At 64.3% G+C, this 17,939-nt stretch carries 17 protein-coding genes; 8 read left to right on the forward strand and 9 right to left on the reverse strand.

Annotated elements, in window-relative coordinates; genetic code table 11:
- Nucleotides 1-36 precede the first annotated feature (36 nt).
- Nucleotides 37-528 (forward strand): asparaginase domain-containing protein, encoded by a 492-nt coding sequence (locus tag ACVWWQ_RS06340; RefSeq protein WP_099654038.1) that lies wholly within the window; start codon nucleotides 37-39, stop codon nucleotides 526-528.
- A gap of 95 nt (nucleotides 529-623) precedes the next feature.
- Here the strand turns inward: ACVWWQ_RS06340 and ACVWWQ_RS06345 are convergent, their stop codons facing one another.
- The 3 genes from ACVWWQ_RS06345 to sufT form a co-directional block, all read right to left on the reverse strand.
- Entirely contained in the window at nucleotides 624-2,780 is a 2,157-nt protein-coding gene (locus tag ACVWWQ_RS06345) for a pre-peptidase C-terminal domain-containing protein (protein ID WP_133951232.1), read from the reverse strand.
- Nucleotides 2,781-3,432: 652 nt separating this feature from the next.
- Nucleotides 3,433-5,595 carry a pre-peptidase C-terminal domain-containing protein gene (locus ACVWWQ_RS06350; RefSeq protein WP_133951234.1) on the reverse strand — a complete coding sequence of 721 codons (2,163 nt, stop codon included), beginning with the start codon at nucleotides 5,593-5,595 and terminating at the stop codon, nucleotides 3,433-3,435.
- A gap of 539 nt (nucleotides 5,596-6,134) precedes the next feature.
- A complete protein-coding gene (gene sufT, locus ACVWWQ_RS06355) occupies nucleotides 6,135-6,692 on the reverse strand; it encodes a putative Fe-S cluster assembly protein SufT (RefSeq protein ID WP_099654035.1) in 558 nt (185 codons plus the stop codon).
- Between the two features lie 201 nt (nucleotides 6,693-6,893).
- Here sufT and ACVWWQ_RS06360 point away from each other — a divergent pair, with 201 nt between their 5' ends.
- Nucleotides 6,894-7,322, forward strand: coding sequence for a hypothetical protein (locus ACVWWQ_RS06360; RefSeq protein WP_133951236.1), 429 nt, complete (start codon nucleotides 6,894-6,896; stop codon nucleotides 7,320-7,322).
- A 173-nt stretch (nucleotides 7,323-7,495) separates the two neighbouring features.
- On the opposite strand, the gene ACVWWQ_RS06365 is transcribed toward ACVWWQ_RS06360, so the two are convergent.
- Together ACVWWQ_RS06365 and ACVWWQ_RS06370 are read right to left on the reverse strand one after the other, a co-directional pair.
- A complete protein-coding gene (locus ACVWWQ_RS06365) occupies nucleotides 7,496-8,953 on the reverse strand; it encodes an NAD(P)(+) transhydrogenase (Re/Si-specific) subunit beta (protein WP_133951238.1) in 1,458 nt (485 codons plus the stop codon).
- On the reverse strand, nucleotides 8,953-9,258 hold the full coding sequence (locus ACVWWQ_RS06370; protein ID WP_099654032.1) for an NAD(P) transhydrogenase subunit alpha: 306 nt from the start codon (nucleotides 9,256-9,258) through the stop codon (nucleotides 8,953-8,955). Before ACVWWQ_RS06370 ends, ACVWWQ_RS06365 begins: the two co-directional genes overlap by 1 nt.
- A 150-nt stretch (nucleotides 9,259-9,408) precedes the next feature.
- Here ACVWWQ_RS06370 and ACVWWQ_RS06375 point away from each other — a divergent pair, with 150 nt between their 5' ends.
- Genes ACVWWQ_RS06375 through ACVWWQ_RS06385 form a run of 3 tightly spaced genes read left to right on the forward strand, consistent with a single transcriptional unit; the run spans nucleotide 9,409 to nucleotide 10,940 of the window.
- Complete coding sequence (locus ACVWWQ_RS06375) at nucleotides 9,409-9,993, forward strand: RNA polymerase sigma factor (RefSeq protein ID WP_099654280.1); 585 nt, start codon at nucleotides 9,409-9,411, stop codon at nucleotides 9,991-9,993.
- Entirely contained in the window at nucleotides 9,990-10,385 is a 396-nt protein-coding gene (locus ACVWWQ_RS06380) for a hypothetical protein (RefSeq protein ID WP_133951240.1), read from the forward strand. Before ACVWWQ_RS06375 ends, ACVWWQ_RS06380 begins: the two co-directional genes overlap by 4 nt.
- A gap of 3 nt (nucleotides 10,386-10,388) precedes the next feature.
- The gene (locus tag ACVWWQ_RS06385) at nucleotides 10,389-10,940 is read left to right on the forward strand and encodes a DUF3106 domain-containing protein (protein WP_133951242.1); all 552 of its coding nucleotides are present in this window, start codon (nucleotides 10,389-10,391) and stop codon (nucleotides 10,938-10,940) included.
- 304 nt (nucleotides 10,941-11,244) lie between these two features.
- Here the strand turns inward: ACVWWQ_RS06385 and ACVWWQ_RS06390 are convergent, their stop codons facing one another.
- Nucleotides 11,245-12,345 carry an NAD(P) transhydrogenase subunit alpha gene (locus ACVWWQ_RS06390; protein WP_133951243.1) on the reverse strand — a complete coding sequence of 367 codons (1,101 nt, stop codon included), beginning with the start codon at nucleotides 12,343-12,345 and terminating at the stop codon, nucleotides 11,245-11,247.
- Nucleotides 12,346-12,479: 134 nt separating this feature from the next.
- On the opposite strand from ACVWWQ_RS06390, the gene cdd reads away from it, so the two are divergent.
- The 3 genes from cdd to ACVWWQ_RS06405 are packed head-to-tail and all read left to right on the forward strand — an operon-like array spanning nucleotide 12,480 to nucleotide 14,429.
- Nucleotides 12,480-12,911, forward strand: coding sequence for a cytidine deaminase (gene cdd / locus ACVWWQ_RS06395; RefSeq protein WP_133951244.1), 432 nt, complete (start codon nucleotides 12,480-12,482; stop codon nucleotides 12,909-12,911).
- Between the two features lie 46 nt (nucleotides 12,912-12,957).
- Nucleotides 12,958-13,527 (forward strand): nitroreductase family protein, encoded by a 570-nt coding sequence (locus tag ACVWWQ_RS06400; protein ID WP_133951246.1) that lies wholly within the window; start codon nucleotides 12,958-12,960, stop codon nucleotides 13,525-13,527.
- Entirely contained in the window at nucleotides 13,524-14,429 is a 906-nt protein-coding gene (locus tag ACVWWQ_RS06405; RefSeq protein WP_133951248.1) for a 5'-3' exonuclease H3TH domain-containing protein, read from the forward strand. The genes ACVWWQ_RS06400 and ACVWWQ_RS06405 overlap by 4 nt, the downstream gene beginning before the upstream one ends.
- A gap of 280 nt (nucleotides 14,430-14,709) precedes the next feature.
- On the opposite strand, the gene ACVWWQ_RS06410 is transcribed toward ACVWWQ_RS06405, so the two are convergent.
- The 3 genes from ACVWWQ_RS06410 to ACVWWQ_RS06420 all read right to left on the reverse strand — a co-directional run bounded on the left by ACVWWQ_RS06410 (nucleotide 14,710) and on the right by ACVWWQ_RS06420 (nucleotide 17,850).
- Nucleotides 14,710-15,048, reverse strand: coding sequence for a HepT-like ribonuclease domain-containing protein (locus ACVWWQ_RS06410; RefSeq protein WP_133951250.1), 339 nt, complete (start codon nucleotides 15,046-15,048; stop codon nucleotides 14,710-14,712).
- On the reverse strand, nucleotides 15,045-15,335 hold the full coding sequence (locus tag ACVWWQ_RS06415; RefSeq protein WP_133951252.1) for a nucleotidyltransferase family protein: 291 nt from the start codon (nucleotides 15,333-15,335) through the stop codon (nucleotides 15,045-15,047). Before ACVWWQ_RS06415 ends, ACVWWQ_RS06410 begins: the two co-directional genes overlap by 4 nt.
- A gap of 385 nt (nucleotides 15,336-15,720) precedes the next feature.
- Entirely contained in the window at nucleotides 15,721-17,850 is a 2,130-nt protein-coding gene (locus ACVWWQ_RS06420) for an alpha/beta hydrolase family protein (protein WP_133951254.1), read from the reverse strand.
- Nucleotides 17,851-17,939: the final 89 nt, after the last annotated feature.

Genomic DNA, 17,939 nt, shown 5'->3' on the forward strand with positions numbered 1-17,939 from the left:
CTAAAATGCCGGGATTCCCCTCCATGGCCCACCGACATGCAGCATCTGACCATCGTCACCACGGGTGGCACGATCGACAAGATCTATTTCGACGACAAGTCGGACTACAAGATCGGCGCACCGCAAATCGGCGACATCCTCGGCCAGCTCGGCGTGGCTTTCCAGTTCGACGTGATTCCGATCCTGCGCAAGGACAGCCTGCACATGGGCGCCGAGGATCGCGCGCTGGTGCGCTCGACGATCGAGGCCCAGCCGCATCGCCACGTCCTGGTCACGCACGGCACCGACACCATGGTCGAGACGGCGCGCGAACTGGCCAGCATCAAGGGCAAGGTGATCGTGCTCACCGGCGCACTGAATCCGGCACGCTTCCAGGGCTCCGACGCCGTGTTCAACATCGGCTGCGCGGTAGCGGCGGTTCAGACCCTGCCCGATGGTGTCTACATCACCATGAATGGCCGGGTATGGGATCCGGCCAAGGTGCGCAAGAACCGCGACGCCAACCGCTTCGAGGAAGTCGCCGGCTGAGAGCCCGCCAAAGAACAGGCCCGGTCGAATCGGCCGGGCCTGCATGCGTGACTCCGTGATTTGAACAGCGGGTCATCCCTGACCCGTGTGGCGACTTACCAGCTGGCCTTCAGCGAAACGCCGGAGAACGCGGCGTAGCCACGCACCTTGATGTAGTACGTACCGGAGGCACCGCTGAACGAGCAGCTTTCGGCATTGCCCGTCTTGTACGGACGGCAGTCGTAGCTGCTGGTGGTCGGCGATGAGCTCTTCTTCACGTAGAGGTCCGCATCACCGCTGCCGCCGGAAGTGGCGATGGTCAGGCTGCTGCCGGACGGCACGGTCACCGTGTAGCTCAGTTCCTGATTCGTGGAGCCGGCCAGTCCCGTCACCGCCACGCCGTTCTGCAGACCGCCGCTGCCACCGCCGCCGCCCGTGGTGTAAGACGCTTTCAACGTGATGCCTGAATAGGCCGAATAGCCGTGCACCTTGATGTAATACTTGCCTGCGACCGGTGCGGCCACCGTGCAACTTTCGGCGTTGCCGGACTTGTACGGACGGCAGTCATAACTGCTGGTCGTGGGGGCACTGCCAGCTTTGGTGTACAAGTCTGCATCGCCGGTGCCGCCGGACATTGCCATCACCAGATTGGTAGCCCCAGCCGGCACAGTGATGAAGTAATCATTGTCCGCGCCCGCAGCACCGGATACGCCGGTCTTGGCCACATTGTTCTGCAGCTCGGTGGTGGTGCCACCGCCACCGCCACCCCCGGTACCCGGACAAGTCACGCCGACACCGGTGAATGCCGTGATCACGTCATTCGCGTTGTAACCCAGATCAGTGGCCGCCGATTCCACGCCGCAGGCACCGGAGTTGAACGTCGAGGTCGCCGTCCAATACGACTTGTTGGCCAGCGCAAACGCCTGGAAGGCCTTCTTCACGTCCCAACCGGAGGTCTTGGCCAACAGGCAGAACGCCTTGTTGTAGACGCCACTGGAGTAGTGCACGTCGAGGCTGGAGGTGTAGTTGGCGGCGTTGTCGATCGAGCCGCCATCCTGCGGCGGATTGCACATGTAGCGCAGCGCATTGCCGATGCCGGCACTGGTCTTGACGATGTCCGCACCGACCAGGAAGTCGGCCGCGCCACGATCGTAGAACTCCGCCGCTTCACCGGCGATGTCCGAATAGGCCTCGTTCATGCCGCCAGACTGGCCGGTGTACTGCAGGCCGGAATTCTGCTCGGTATAGCCGTGGCTGATCTCGTGACTGGTCACATCCAGTGACACCAGCGGGTAGAACGTGCTGGCGCCGTCGCCGAAATTCATCGCCGAGCCGTCCCAGAATGCATTCTCGTAGTTCGACTTGTAATGCACGTTCATGCGCAGCTGCATGTTCAGCGGCGGTGCGCCGGTGTAGGCGTTGTACATGTCGTGCACCACGCCACCGAAATGATGGGCGTCGTTCACCGGCGAATACGCGCCGTTGATGGCGTCGGTGTCGCTGTTGGAGCAGGTGAAGCTGACCACCGAACCACCGCTGGTGCCGTGGTTGAGGTTGTAGGTCTTCACGTTGGTGTTGACCAGCGTGCAGGTGCTGCCGGACTGGGTCACATCGAGCGCCGCGTAGTCGGTGCCGTAGATGTACTTGCCGGTTTTCTGATTGCCGCCAGGACCAGTGGCCGAGGCGTCGGTGAGGCCGTTCCAGCTCTGGATCACGGCACCGGTATTGGCGTCGACGATTGCAGTCGGGCGTGACGGATTGGCACCGTTGACGAAGTACGACACGCGATAGACCAGACGCGCACTGCCATCATCCATCGGATAGACAAACAGGTCGGTCTTCTGGTTGGTGAGCGTATTGCCACCCACCAGCGAGGTGTGCGCATGCGCCTTGAGCGCGGAGATCGCGCCGGCGGCATTCAACTTCGGCGCCACCGAGTTCAAGTTGAGCTGGGCATCCTGCATCAACTCACCGGACGCACGCAGCGCATTGCCCTGCGCGTCCTGCACCACGGCGATGCTGCGGCCATAAATCGGCACGCCGCGATACATCTGCTGCTGACGCACCACCTTGTGGCCATTGGCAATGCTGACGGCACTGCGCTGCACCAGCGACATGTTCTGACCAAGGTTGAGTTGTGCCGCCAGCGAACTGGCCGGCACCGCACCGAGATTTTGAGCATGCAGGGTTTTCGTGGTCGCAGCCGTGGCCACAGAGGCAGTGGCCATGCCGATCGCGGCAACCAGCAGTTTCAGACGGAAATGGTTGGGCATTTAAAATTCCTAGACAAGATTTAGGGACAATCGGGCCCGATGCGGCCCGACGGGCCCCATGCAGGTTTGCCGTGCAGGGCACGGCCCCTTGTGTGTGTGTGCTGTCTAGCGACCCCAAACTACATCCGTACCGTCTGCCCTCCCCCTGACATTCCCTTGTGCAGGCAGCGCGTGGATGCGTAATTGCAAGACGACGAGTGACGTCGCCAAAGGATCATCCGCTCCCCTCCCCGGAGAACGGATGCGCCACGTTATTCCTGGGCACTGGCCTTCGCCATCTGATTTTTTCCTATCCCGGGTGACGGACGTCACAGACACGAGGTACGCGTGCCGGCCATTCAGAACAGGTCAAGCTACGTGAAGAAAGTCCGATCGTCCTGAAGGGCATCTTCACCGCGCGCGCGGCTGCCGACCCTGTTTGAATCGCGTGTGAAAAAAGCATTCGGCGCAACCAGGCTCGTTCCTCGTGCCGTGACGCTGTGGTGCCGCGCGCGTCCGAATGCAGCCGCTAATCGCTGCAGGCATGTGCTGCATTCAGGCATGGGAAACGGCGCCTGTTCGATATGCCAAAAAATGAACCCCGGCCGGAGCCGGGGTTCTCGCTGAACTCACGAAAGACTGCGCCGGTCGCCCGCCGCAGCCTCGATGCAACTCAGTTCATCGTTTCTGTCAGCGTCACGCCGGAGAACGTCTGGTACGCCCGCACCTTGATGTAATAGGTGGTGGTCGTCGACGGTTTCAGGGTGCAGCTTTCGCTATTGCCGGTCTTGTAGGGCCGGCAGTTGTAGGAGCTGGTGGTCGGCGCCGCACCGGCCCGCACGTACAGATCCGCATCACCGGTACCGCCGGAGATCGCGAAGGTCGCGGTGTGCCCGGCCTGCACCGTCTCGGTATAGGTGGGGGACCAGTTGCCGCTGCTCACCGTGGGCAGGCTCACCGAGTCGCTGCTGCCGCCGCCGTCACCACCACCGCCGGTGGTGTAGGAAGCTTTCACGGTAATGCCCGAGTAGGACGAGTAGCCGTGCACCTTGATGTAATACTTGCCCGCCGCAGGCGAAGCCACGGTGCAGCTTTCGCTGTTGCCGGCCTTGTAGGGACGGCAGTCGTAGCTGCTGGTGGTCGGCGCGCTGCCGGCCTTGGTGTACAGATCGGCATCGCCGCTGCCACCGGAGATCGACATCACCAGGTTGCTGGCACCGGCCGGCACCGTGATGAAGTAGTCGTTGTCGCCACCGGCAGAACCGGACACGCCACTGACGCCGACGTTGTTCTGCAGCTCGGTGGTCGAGCCGCCACCCGGCGGATTGCCGCCACCCGGACAGGTCACGCCCACCTTGCTGAACGCGGTGATCACGTCATTCGCGTTGTAACCCAGGTCGGTAGCTGCCGACTCCACGCCACACGCGCCGGAGTTGAACGTGGCATTCGGCGACCAGTACGACTTGTTCGCCAATGCAAATACCTGGAACGCGGTCTTGGCGTTCCAGCCCGAGGTCTTGGCCAGCAGGCAGTACGCCTTGTTGTACACGCCGCTGGAGTAATGCACATCCAGACCGGAGTTGTAGTTGGCCGCGTTGTCGATCGAGCCACCGTCCTGCGGCGGGTTGCACATGTAGCGCAACGCATTGCCGATGCCGGCGCTGGTCTTGACGATGTCCGCACCGACCAGGAAGTCCGCTGCGCCACGGTCGTAGTACTCGGCCGCCTCACCGGCGATGTCCGAGTACGACTCGTTCATGCCACCGGACTGGCCGGTGTACTGCAGGCCGGAATTCTGCTCGGTATAACCGTGGCTGATCTCGTGGCTGGTCACGTCCAGCGACACCAGCGGATAGAACGTGTTCGCGCCGTCGCCGAAGTACATGGCCGAGCCGTCCCAGAACGCATTCTCGTAGTTCGACTTGTAGTGAACCTTCATCACCAGCTGCATGTTCAGCGGGGCGGCGCCGGTGTAGGACTGGTACATGTCATGCACCACGCCACCGAAGTGGTGGGCATCGTTCACCGGCGAATACGCCCCGTTGATGGCGTCAGTGTTGCTCGTCGGACAGGTGAAACTGACCACCGAACCACCGCTGGTGCCGTGGTTGAGGTTGTAGGTTTTCACGTTGGTGTTCTGCAGCGTGCAGGTATTGCCCGACTGGGTCACGTTGAGCGCGGCGTAGTCGGTGCCGTAGTTGTACTTGCCGGTCTTCTGGTTGCCGCCGGGACCGTTGGCCGATGCATCGGTCAGGCCGTTCCAGCTCTGGATCACTTCGCCGGTGTTCGCATCCACGATGGCGGTCGGGCGCGACGGGTTGGCGCCACCGACAAAGTAGGACACGCGATAGACCAGGCGCGTCGGGCCGTTGTCCATCGGGTACACGAACAGGTCGGTCTTCTGGTTGCTGATGGCGGCACCGCCGATCAGCGTGGTGTGTGCATGCGCGCGCAGGGCGGAAATCGCGCTGGCGGGAGTGAGCTTGGGCTTTACCGAAGTCAGACCGGCAGGCGCTGTCTGCATCAATTCACCACTGGCACGCAGCGCGTTGCCCTGGGCGTCTTCCACCACGGCGATGCTGCGGCCATAAACCGGCACGCCGAGGTACATCTGCTGCTGGCGCACGACTTTGTGGCCATTGGCGACGCTCACTGCACTGCGCGGTGCCAGCGACATGTTCTGATCAAGGTTCAGATGAGTGGCCAGCGAGCTGGCAGGCACGGCGCCGAGATTCTGCGCGTGCAAGGTTTTCGTGGTGGTGGCAGCCGTTGCCAGCGATGCTGTTGCCATGCCGATCGCTGCAACCAGCAGTTTCAGACGGTAATGGTTGGGCATTGAAAAACTCCTAGACAATTTATTGGGGACAAACGAGCCCGATGCGGCCCATGGGCCCCATGCAAGATTTGCCGTGCGAAGCACGACCCGTGGTTCATGTGCTGTCTAGCGATCCCAAACTACATCCGTACCGCCTGTCCTCCCCCTGACATTCCATTGTGCGGACAGTACGTGGACGCGTAACTGCAAGACGGCGAGTGGCGCCGCCAAAGGATCATCCGTCAACCTCCCCGGTGCCGGATCGCTTTACGATATGCCCCGAAAGAAGTTGCGACAACCCGACTTTTTCCTACTTCGAGTGAACCGCATCACACCATGCTGTCATCCTCGCCGAACGCATGGAATGCGGGCGGAACCCGGCGGATCGGCGATCCGGCGCAGCTGGAAACACGCTCTCGTCAGGCGGCGCGATCACGCACGACCAACCCACACGCTCGTGACAGCCGTCGTGGACGGGCATAGTGAAGCTCGCGGAGCGCGCCAGCGTCGTCAGGAAACCGATGATCGGTCTGGCACAACCACCGCCACCGATCAGTCGCTCAGAGCATCCCGGTTTCGAGTTTCGCGGCGTCGGACATCATCGAATGCGACCACGGCGGATCGAACACCAGGTCCACTTCGGCTTCGCTGATCGTGGGGATCATTTCCAGCTTGGTGCGCGCGTCGTCCACCAGGATATCGCCCATGCCGCAGCCCGGCGCGGTCAGCGTGAGCTTCACGTAGACCTTGCGCTCGCCCGATTCGATCTGCTCCAGGCTGAGGTCGTAGACCAGTCCCAGTTCCACTACGTTCACCGGGATCTCCGGGTCGAACACGGTGCGCAGCTGATCCCAGGCCAGCTTCTCGACATCTTCATTGGTGGCGTTCGCCGGCACCTCGATCGGTTCCGGCCGCGGCTTGCCCAGTGCATCGGCGTCATCGCCGGCAATGCGGAACAGATTGCCCTCCACATAGACCGTGAAGCTGCCACCCAGAGCCTGGGTGATGTACCCGATCTGGCCTGCGGGAAGCGTCACCTGCTCGCCCTGCGGCACCATCACGGCACTGCAGTCGCGCACCAGGGTGAACGGCTCGCTGCTCAAACTGAAACCACTCATGCCAACGCCAATCCTGTTTCGGTGGGTGCGCGCATGCGTCGAACCCGGGTTGCCTATTATGCCGGCCGCCGCGTGCGGCCGCTTGTCCCAGATCAGGCCCCGGTCGCCGAACTCAAGGGGCGAACGGTCGGCAGCACGCTATGATGCTCGCTTTGCCGATGGACCACGCATGCTTACCGCCCCATTGATCCGGCGTCCACGATGAGCGCGCGTGCCGCATTGCTGTACGCATTTTCGCTGTTCAGTGCCGCCATGCTGGGGCTGGCTGGCGGTGCCGTGTGGATGGTGGTGGCCATGTATTTGCGCCAACCGGCACCGTGGATGGCGTTGCCGATCGGCGCCGTGCTGGCCTGGACCATACGCACCTGCGTGCGCCCGCCGGGTATCGCCGCCGCCAGCATGGCAGCCGCCGCCACGCTGCTGGCGACGCTGTATGTGAAGCTGCTGATCGCGGGTGTGCTGATCGCCGGCAACATGGGCATGGGCCTGATCGAAGCCATGCGCACCGCCGGCATCGGCCTGCTGTGGCAACTGGCGCGGATGGCTTGGTCGCCGGCGGACGTTGTCTACGTCGCACTCGGCATGCTGCTTGCCGCGTGGCTGGCCTGGCGCAAACCGCGCCAACCCTGACGGCAATATCTGCGGACGCAGGGCGGGCACTGTCCGCCCGCTCTTCAATGATGCGCACGATCAACGGCGCCGGGCATTGCCCGCCTGTAGGAGCGCACCCTGTGCGCGATGCTCTTGTGAGGTTACGTGAAAGCATCGCGCACAGGGTGCGCTCCTGCAAAATCGCGGACGGATCAGCCGTCGACGTCCTTCAGCGTCGTCACCAGCTCGCCCACGGCCGCCTGACCATCGCCATACAACATGCGCGTGTTGTCGGCATAGAACAGCGCGTTCTCGATCCCGGCGAAACCGGTGCCCTTGCCGCGCTTGATCACGATCACGTGTTTCGCGTTGCCCACGTCGAGAATCGGCATGCCGTAGATCGGTGAAGCCGGGTCGGTCTTGGCCAGCGGGTTCACGACGTCATTGGCGCCGATCACCAGCGCCACATCGGTGGTGGCGAACTCCGGATTGATGTCTTCCATGTCGGCGATCAGGTCGTACGGCACGCCCGCTTCGGCCAGCAGCACGTTCATGTGGCCAGGCATGCGGCCGGCGACCGGGTGGATTGCGAACTTCACCTTCACCCCGCGCTTGATCAGCAACTGGGCGAACTCCCACACCTTGTGCTGCGCCTGCGCTACCGCCAACCCGTAACCGGGCACGATCACCACGCGTTCGGCGTACGCCATCATCACCGCCGCGTCGCTGGCGTCGATCGGCTTCTGCGCACCTTCGATCGCCTGCGCCTCGCCACCGGCCGCACCAAAACTGCCAAACAGCACGTTGCCGATCGAGCGATTCATCGCCTTGGCCATCAGCTGGGTCAGCAGGGTACCCGCCGCGCCAACCACCATGCCGGCGATGATCATCGCCTCGTTGCCCAACACGAAACCCTCGAACGCCACCGCCAAGCCGGTGAATGCGTTGTACAGCGAGATCACCACCGGCATGTCGGCGCCGCCGATCGGCAAGGTCATCATCAGGCCGAACAGCAGCGCCAGTACGAAGAACGCCGCGATCAGCGGCACGCTGGCCTGACCAAGCACCAGCATGGTGCCGGCCACGACAGCCGCCGCCAGCAGCAACAGGTTCACCGCGCGCTGGCCGGCAAACACGAAACGCTTGTCCATCCAGCCCTGCAACTTGGCAAACGCGACCAGCGAACCGGAAAAGCTCACCGCACCGATCAGGGCGCCAAGCACGCCCAGGGCCAGTTCAATCGGGGTGAGCGTCGGCGGCAATGCGTTCACCGCCCAGGCTTCGGGCCGCAGCGGCGAGGTGTCGGGCACCGCATGCAGCATGCCCAGACCGCGGGCGTAACCGATCAGCTCGACCGCGCCGATCGCCGCTGCCGCACCGCCACCCATGCCGTTGTACAGCGCCACCATCTGCGGCATCGCCGTCATCGCCACGCGGCGACCGGTCCACCAGGCGGCACTCACGCCGATCAGCACGGCCGCGATGATCAGCCCGCGGTTGTGCATGTCAGGCAGGAAGAAGGTGGCCAGCACCGCCAGCAACATGCCGTAACCGGCCCAGACGATGCCACCGCGCGCGGTGCGCGGGGAGCTCATGCGCTTCAGGCCCAGGATGAACAGCAGCGCGGCGAGGAAGTAGCACGCCTTGATGGCAGTCGGCAGCCAGCTCATCACTTGCTCTCCTTGCCGACGCCGGGCTTGCTGGACTTGAACATCTCCAGCATCCGTTCGGTCACCACGTAGCCGCCGGCAGCGTTGCCGGCGCCCAGCAGCACGCCGATGAAACCGATGGTGATCTCGAATGGCGTGTCCGCCCGCCCTAGCGCGATCATGGCGCCAACCAGCACAATGCCGTGCACGAAGTTGGACCCGGACATCAGTGGCGTATGCAGGATCACCGGCACCCGCGCGATGATTTCATAGCCGGTAAATGCAGCCAGCATGAAGATGTACAGCGCCAGGAAACCGTCGATCATGACCCCATCCCCCGTGAGAGCCGCCCGCCAGGGCGTCGAGTTTGCATCATACGGGTGCCGGTCAACCCGTGCGAGCCTGCCGCGTTGAAGTCCGGGAGCACACCGCCGGAGCCTGCAGATGGTTCAATCGAGAACGGCGACGAGGTCGTCGTGAACAGCGCCATCGGCACCCTCGACGCGGATCTGTTGAGCGACGCGCGCGAAACACCCGCCACCCTGGAGGCGTTTCTTGCGCAGGTCGAACGGCGCGCGTTCCGCATGGCCGAACTGCAATTGCGCCATCGCGAAGACGCCATGGACGCGGTGCAGGACGCCATGCTGCGGCTGGTCAAGCATTACCGCGACAAACCCGCTACCGAATGGGCGCCGCTGTTCTGGGGCATCCTGCGTCGGCGGGTGATTGACCTGCAGCGCCGACGCAAGGTGCGCTCGATCGTCGTCGGCTGGCTCGGTGGCGGCCGTGACGGCGACGGCGACGAGATGCCCGTGTGGGAGCCGGCCGACCCCGGCCAGGATCCGCTGGGCCGGCTGCACGATTCGCAGTCGTACAGCGACATGGCCACGGCCGTCAGGCAACTGCCGCGGCGGCAGCGCGAAGCGTTCATGCTGCGCATGCTGGAAGGGCTCGACGTGGCCGAAACCGCCCGGGCCATGGGCTGCTCCGAAGGCAGCGTGAAAACCCATCTGTCGCGCGCCATGCATCATCTGCGCGACCAACTGGAGGACTGGCGATGAATTCGCTGGACAAAGACCGGCCCGACAATGCGCTTGAACAGCGCGCCCGCAAGCTGTGGCACGAGGCGTCACAACACGTCGATCCGGTGACCGCCGGGCGGCTGCGCGCAGCCCGACGCAAGGCGCTCCAACCGCCCGTGGCCTCGCCGCGCCACACCGTGCGTTGGCTGATCCCTTCGGGCGCATTCGCGGTGATCGCGCTGGCCGCGCTGATGGTGTGGCAGCCACTGCCGCAACGACACGCCAGCTCCACCCTGCCCTCCATCAGCAGCGCCGATGACATCGACACGGAATTGCCGCCGGATGCCGACAAGACCGACCCGAACCTTTACCAGAACCTCGACTTCTACGACTGGCTGGCCAGCACCGACAGTCCGTCCGTCAAGCGCTGAGCCATGAATCGAATCCTTCATTCCCTCCTGACGCTCGTGCTTGCCGCCCTGCTCGGCGGCGTGGCCGTGGCGCCGCTGCACGCACAGAACCCGCCACCGCCGCCACCACCAAGCGGCGAAGCGCCACCGTCCTTTCGTCCGTGGATCAGCCTGAACCCGGCCCAGCGCGAAGTGCTGGCACCGCTGAAAGACGACTGGGACCGCATGTCACCGCACAAGCAGGCGCGCATGCTGCATCGAGCCGAGCGCTGGGTGACCCTGCCACCGGAAAGGCGCGAGGAAGTCCGTCAGCACATCGCCCACTGGCAGCAGATGACGCCCGCCGAGCGCCAGCAGGCGCGCGAAAACATGCGCAAATTCCATCAGATGCCCGAAGCCCAGCGCGAACAACTGCACAGCACCTTCGAGCAGTTCCAGAAACTGCCCCCGGACCAACGCGCCGCCCTGCTCCGTCGCTGGCACGAACTGCCACCGGAGCAACGTCGTGCATGGAATGACCGTCGCGGCGGACACGATCGCCCGCCACCACCGCCCGGCGGCCCCGGCCAACCCTGAAACCCGGCGCGCCCTGCACCCGACAACCACGCCTGTCCGGCATGCCCCGTAAGAGCGCACCCTGTGCGCGATGCTTTTCGTCACGTCAGGCAAGAGCATCGCGCACAGGGTGCGCTCCTACTGTCGTCATGCCTGCGCTTGTGACCGCGGGACCTCGAACAGCCGGCGGACAATGTCCGCCCTACGCACCTGCAGTCACACCGATCCGTGGGACGGACACTGCCGCCGATTCGTCGCGGCGAAACGCCGAGAGCCGGCGGCCATTGCCCGCCCAACACAACGCGATGGCGCAGCTACTTTTCGCTCAACCGTTGAAGCGCGTTTCGCCGGCGTGACTCACGCAGCTTTTCGCCACCAGCTCGTCGTTGAAATCCGGCGTCAGTGCGCCGTCATGTACCAGCAGCTCGACGAAGTTGAATACGTTGCGCGCATACATTTCCGACGCGTGCAGCGGCGCGCCGGCGGGCAGGTTCAGCGGGCCCAGGATCACCACGCCGCCGTGCTCGACCCGCTCGCCCGGCCGGGTCAGTTCGCAGTTGCCGCCGCCCTCGGCAGCCAGATCCACGATCAACGCGCCGGGCTTCATCCCCTCGACCATCGCGGTGGTCAGGATTTTCGGCGCGGGTCGCCCGGGCACCGCGGCGGTGCTGACCACCACGTCGAAGCTCTTCAGGTGATCGGCCAGCGCCTGCTGCTGCGCAGCGCGCTCCTCGGCGGAAAGCTCGCGGGCGTAGCCGCCGCTGCCGGCGGCGCTGACGCCCAATTCGAGGAATTTCGCGCCGAGCGACTCGACCTGCTCCCGCGTTTCCGGACGCACGTCATAACCCTCGATCTGCGCGCCCAACCTGCGCGCTGTGGCAATCGCCTGCAAACCGGCCACGCCAGCGCCGATCACCAGCACTTTCGATGGCCGGATGGTGCCGGCGGCGGTGGTCAGCATCGGGAAGAATTTGGGCGAGGCTTCGGCGGCGATCAGCATCGCGCGGTAACCCGCCACGGCAGCCTGCGAACTCAGCACATCCATCGCCTGGGCCCGAGTCGTTCGCGGCAGCAACTCCAGCGAGAACGCACTCAGCTTGTGCGTTGCCAGGGTGGCCAGCCGCTCGGCCGCACCGTAGGGACGCAGCTGGCCGACCACCACGCTGCCCTCGCGCAAGGCGGCCAATGCCGCCTCGTCCGGCGGCAGCACGCAGGCCAGCAGATCAGCCTGGGCCAGCACCGCCTGGGCGTCGGCAAACTCCACCTCGGCATAGCTTGCATCCGGAAAACCGGCCGCGCGTCCGGCATCGTGTTCCAGCAGCACCCGCAGGCCCTTGCCGCGCAACTTTTTCGCCATCTCAGGCGTGATCGCAACGCGGCGCTCGCCAGCGGCGGTCTCACGCACAGCGGCTACGGTGATCCCCATGATGCAGTCCCCTCGGCCTTGGTCAGGTCATCTTAGCGGCACGAACGGATTTTGATCCGGACCGGCGGGAAAGAGTAAGCTGGTCCGCCGGCACGCGCGGCTCGCCCGTGCCGGGGTCATCGCCGGAGATCCCGATGCCCGCAGCACTCGCCGCTTTCAATCCATCCTCGTTGCACGACCTGATGGCGCTGGCACGCCGCGCCCGCGAACAGGCGTATGCCCCGTATTCGAAGTTCCAGGTCGGTGCCGCCGTACTGACCCGCGACGGGCGGCAGTTCAGCGGCTGCAACATCGAGAACGCCGCCTACGGCCTGTGCAATTGCGCCGAACGCACCGCCCTGTTCAGTGCGATGGCCGCCGGTTGCCAGCGTGGCGACTTCGTGGCGCTGGCGGTGATCGCCGATACGCCCAGCCCGGTTAGTCCCTGCGGCGCCTGCCGTCAGGTGATGTCCGAACTGTGTCACGACGCGATGCCGGTGCTGCTGGGCAACCTGCACGGCGACACCGAGCAGACCAGCGTGGCCGAACTTCTGCCCGGCTCGTTCAAGTTGCCGATGCCAGACTGAGCCGCTCGCCCACCGATCCATATCGCCACTTGATGAATCCTCTTCCATGCCTTTTGATCTTTCCTTGCTGCAGCAACGCCACTCCGTTCCCTCGCGCCAACTCGGTGAACCCGCCCCGGACGAAGCCACCCTGCAACAGCTGCTGGAAGCGGCCATCCGCGTGCCCGACCACGGCAAACTGGTGCCGTTCCGGCTGATCCGGCTGCAGGGCGAGGCGAAGCTCGTCTTCGGCCAGCGCGTGGCCGAGATCGCGCTGAAGAACAATCCCGAAATATCCGACGCCAAACTGGAAAAGGACCGCCTGCGCTACACCTTCGCACCGCTGGTGATTGCCGTGATCGCCCGTCTGGACGCGGACAGCAAGGTACCGGAGATCGAGCAGAAACTGAGCGCCGGCACGGTCGCCCACAACTTGTTGCTGGGCGCCTTCGCCCTCGGTTATGGCGCCCAATGGCTGACCGGCTGGGCCGCCTACGATCACAACGTGGCTGCCCTGCTTGGCCTGGCGGCCAACGAACACGTGATCGGCTTCATCCACCTGGGGACGCCACAGATCGACGTGCCCGACCGCGACCGCCCGGCCCTGCCTGACCTGCTCAGCAGCTGGACCCCGTGAACGGACCGGAAAATGGACGTCCAGCCGTCCATCTGGTTGACGGAAGCCTGTACGTCTTCCGCGCCTGGCACTCGATGCCGGACGAATTCCATGACGCCGAGGGTCATCCGGTCAATGCGGTGCACGGCTATACCCGCTTCCTGTGCGAGCTGCTGGAACGCGTGCAGCCCGAACATCTCGCAGTCGCCTTCGATGCCTCGCTGACCAGCTCGTTCCGCAACGCGATCTACCCGGCGTACAAGGCCAACCGCGAATTGCCACCGCCGGATCTGGAACGGCAATTCGTGCAATGCCGTGCGATCACCGAAGCACTTGGCGTGCACTTGATGATCGACCACAGCTTCGAAGCCGATGACCTGATTGGCAGCACCGTGTGGAACCTGCGCGCACAGGGCTGGCGCAGCGTGATCATCTCCGCCGACAAGGACTTCGGCCAGTTGCTGGGCGAGCATGATGAACAATGGGACTACGCTCGCGGATTGCGCTGGGGACCCGCCGGCGTGCACGACAAACTCGGCGTGCATCCGCACCAGGTCGCTGACTATCTCGCCCTGTGTGGCGACAGCGTGGACAACATTCCCGGCGTGCCCGGCGTCGGCGCCAAGACCGCCGCCGCCCTGCTCAGCCATTTCGGCAGCCTCGACACCCTGCTCGAACGCATCGACGAAGTCGCCTTCCTGCGTCTGCGCGGCGCCGCCGCCTGCGCCGCCAAGCTGCGTGATCACGCCGAACACGCCCGGCTGTACCGCCGGCTCACCCGCATCGCACTCGATGCCCCCGGCGCCAGCAGCATCGACACTTTGCAACGCCAGAGCCGCCCGGCCGAGCAACTCGAAGCCCTGTGCGAACAACTCAACTTCGGCGCCTTCACCCGCAGCCGCCTGCGCGCCCTGCTGCGCTGAGCGCGCGTTTTCGCGAAGGTCTATCGCAGCGTGCCGGAGGACGTCGCGCACAGGGCGCGATCCTGCGAAAGTCGCGCCGTAGGGCGGGACTCTGGTGGGTTGTGAATTGTAGGAGCGCACCCTGTGCGCGAGCTCTCCTCCACGCTACCGAAGAGCATCGCGCACAGGGTGCGCTCCTACAAAAGCCGGTGTCGTAGGGCGGGCAATGCCCGCCGCCGGTGTTCGACTTCGCGAGTAAATTGATTTGCCCAGCCCAGTTCAACCGGGGATCTACGCCCTGTCAGACAGAGTCTGTCGCGAGCATCGCACTCACTGCTGAGGCCAGCGGCGGAAGGTGCTGCTGCACCACCATCAGCACGGTGCGGGGGTCGATATCACCCAGATAGTTGTGCACCAGAATGTTGCGGAAGCCGCTTATTTGCTTCCAGGGTATGGCCGGATATTGGGTCTTGATGGCCTCAGGCAGTTGTTGCGTTGCCTCGGACAGGGTCTGCAAATTGCGCAGCGTGGCGGCGTACAAGACCTCGTCAAGGGTCAGGTCGCCGCGTTGCTGGATCCGGTCGATTTTCCCGATGGCATCCAGAATATGCGCGGCGTAGGCCTGCCAGGCCTTGCTCACAGATCAACCGCTTCTTGCAGCACGCGGGCCCGGATATGGCGATTCAACTCGTGCTCGGGAATCACATCCAACTGGCGGCCCGTAATCTCGGCCAGCCGCTCGGCCAACGGCAGGCGCTGTGCGAACAGGTCATAACCTGGAGGAAAATCAACCAGGAAATCGATATCGCTGTCCGGCCGCTCTTCACCTCGGGCCACGGAGCCAAATACACGGATTCGACGCGCGCCATATTGGCGACACGCGGCGTTGATCGCATCTTTTTGTGCGTGCAGCGCATCGAGCAACATGAGTGATGTTCCTGTGCGTGGGACTTGGCCATGACAACACCGCTGATCGTACTGCATGGGTCCCGCAACCTGCCAGCCGATCCGCACGGCCCTCTTGGCCCACTCCGTCAGGCCAGGCCAGGCCTAGCGCGCCGCGCTGTCGCCGTGCGCCAAACAGAAGCTGGCGGGCGTTGCCCGCCCTACGGCGCTGATCGACGGCGAGGCCCGGGTGTGTAGCAAATTGTAGGAGCGCACCCTGTGTGCGAGCTATCCTCCACGCTACCGAAGAGCATCGCGCACAGGGTGCGCTCCTACGAGTACCGGCCTTGAACGACACTACCGATCTGCGCTTGCGGAAACAAAAACGGCGGCCCGCAGGCCGCCGTTTTCATCAACATCCATCGACTCAGTGCGCGGCGGCTTTCGGCGCGTCTTCTGCCGTCCACTGCTTCAGCCACGCATTCACCGCGTCATGCCACTGCACGCTGTTGTGCGGCTTCAGCACCCAGTGGTTCTCGTCCGGGAAGTGCAGCAGTTCGCTGGGGATGCCACGACGCTGCAGTGCGGTGAAGGCGCCGAGTCCCTGGGTATCGGGAATGCGGAAGTCCTTGGCCGAATGGATCACCATCATCGGCACGCGCCAGTCCTTCACGTGGTTGACCGGGTTGAACTTCTCGTAGTTCTGCGGGTGATCGAACGGCGTGCCGCCATTCTCGTATTCCTCGAACCACAACTCTTCGGTGTCGTAGTACATCGCGCGCGCATCGAACACGCCGTCGTGGTCGACCAGACACTTCCACGGCTGGTTCCACACGCCGGCCATCCAGTACACCATGTAGCCGCCGTAGCTGGCGCCGAGCGCGCAGGCGCGGTTGCCGTCGAGGAAGCTGTACTTGTCCAGCGCCGCCTTCCAGCCCAGTTTCAGATCCTCCAGCGGCTTGCCACCCCAGTCCCCGGAGATCGCATCGGTGAACGCCTGACCGTAACCGGTGGAACCGTGGAAATTCACCGTCACCACGGCGAAGCCCTGGCCCGCGTAAGTCTGCGGGTTCCAGCGATAGCTCCAGCCGTTGCTCATCGCACCTTGCGGGCCGCCATGGATGATGAAGGCCACCGGATAGGTCTGCCCCGCCTTGTAGTCGGCCGGCTTCACCACGTAACCCTGCACCGTCTCGTTGTTCCAGCCTTTGAAGGTGAAGAACTCCGGATCGCCCATCTTCGCGTTCTTCAGGTCCGCCGCGTTGAAGTGGGTGACCTGCTTCAAGTCGCCACCATCGGCCGTGGCCAGGTAGAGATCGGCCGGATGCTTCAGATCGTCGCGGCTCAGCAACAGTTTGCCGGCGGCCATCGAGTACGCGCTTACCGTACCGTCGCCGACCAGCTGGCTGACCTTGCCGCTGGCCGCGTCGATCGCGAACAGCGGATGCTGGCCGTTGTCGTCAGCGGTGGCATAAAGCGTCTTGCCGTCAGCGGAAATGGTCAGCCCGCCCGGCGAGCGATCCCACTGCGGATCCACCTCGCGGCGGCTGCCGCTGGCCAGGTCCAGCGCCATGATCGCGAAGCGGTCGGCCTCGAAGCCCGGCTTCTTCATGGCCAGGTAATAAAGCGTCTTGCCATCCGGCGACGCCACCGGATACCCATCCCACGCCTTGTTCTCGGCGGTGAGATTCTTCGGCGCGGCCGAACCGTCCGCCGGCACGCTGTACACGTCGAAGTTCGTCGACCACGGCTCGCTGTGGCCGGCGATGCGCGCATCGAAATACACCGTCTTGCCATCCGCCGAGAAACCGAACTCGTCGTCGCCGCCAAACGGCTTGCTCGGCACATCGCCGTCAATGCCGCGAGTCAGCCATTTGGGCTCGGCCGTCAACTGGCCCTTGCCGTCGAAACGCGCCGCAAACAACTGATTGCGCCGACCATTGGCCCACGTATCCCAATGCCGCACGAACAGCTTCTTGTAGATCGTGCCGCTGGCCTTGTCCTTGTCGCGCGCCTCGACCCGCTGCTGAGTGCACGCCAGCGTGGCGCAATCGGTGAACACCTCATACGACAGCAACACCTGTTTGCCATCCGGCGACAACTTGTAGCCACCCAGATCCAGCACGCCATGGCTGACCTGCACGGCGGCCGCGTGCTTGCCCAGGTTCAAGCCGGCGCCATCGCCCAGATCCACCCGCCACAACTGCTCCACATCCTTCGCCGGCGCCATGAAATACAGGCTGCGCCCATCCACCGACCAGCGCGCCGAACCGCCCTTGTCCACCACCTTCACCGGCTGGCCGCCGTTGCGCAGATCCAGAACATAGATCGCGCTGACCCCCTTGTTCGCCGCGTAATCCGTGCTGCGCAGTCCGAACGCCGCATAGCGACCATCCGGCGACAACTGCGGATCACCAACCCGATCCATCATCACCAAGTCGCGGACGTTGAAGGCATGCTCGCCCTGAGCGGGCACAAAGCTGGTGCTCACGGCATCGGTCGCGATCGCAGGCGCAGCTACCAACGCCAGCAGCAACGCGACAATCAAAGGTTTCATCATCGCAGTCCCCGGAGAGTGAAAGCCTGACGGTAAGCGCCAAACGCGCTCCAGGCAAGCCTGCGCGGTGAACCCGTAGAAGCGGACCG

The sequence above is a fragment of the Rhodanobacter sp. TND4EL1 genome, assembly GCF_054061035.1.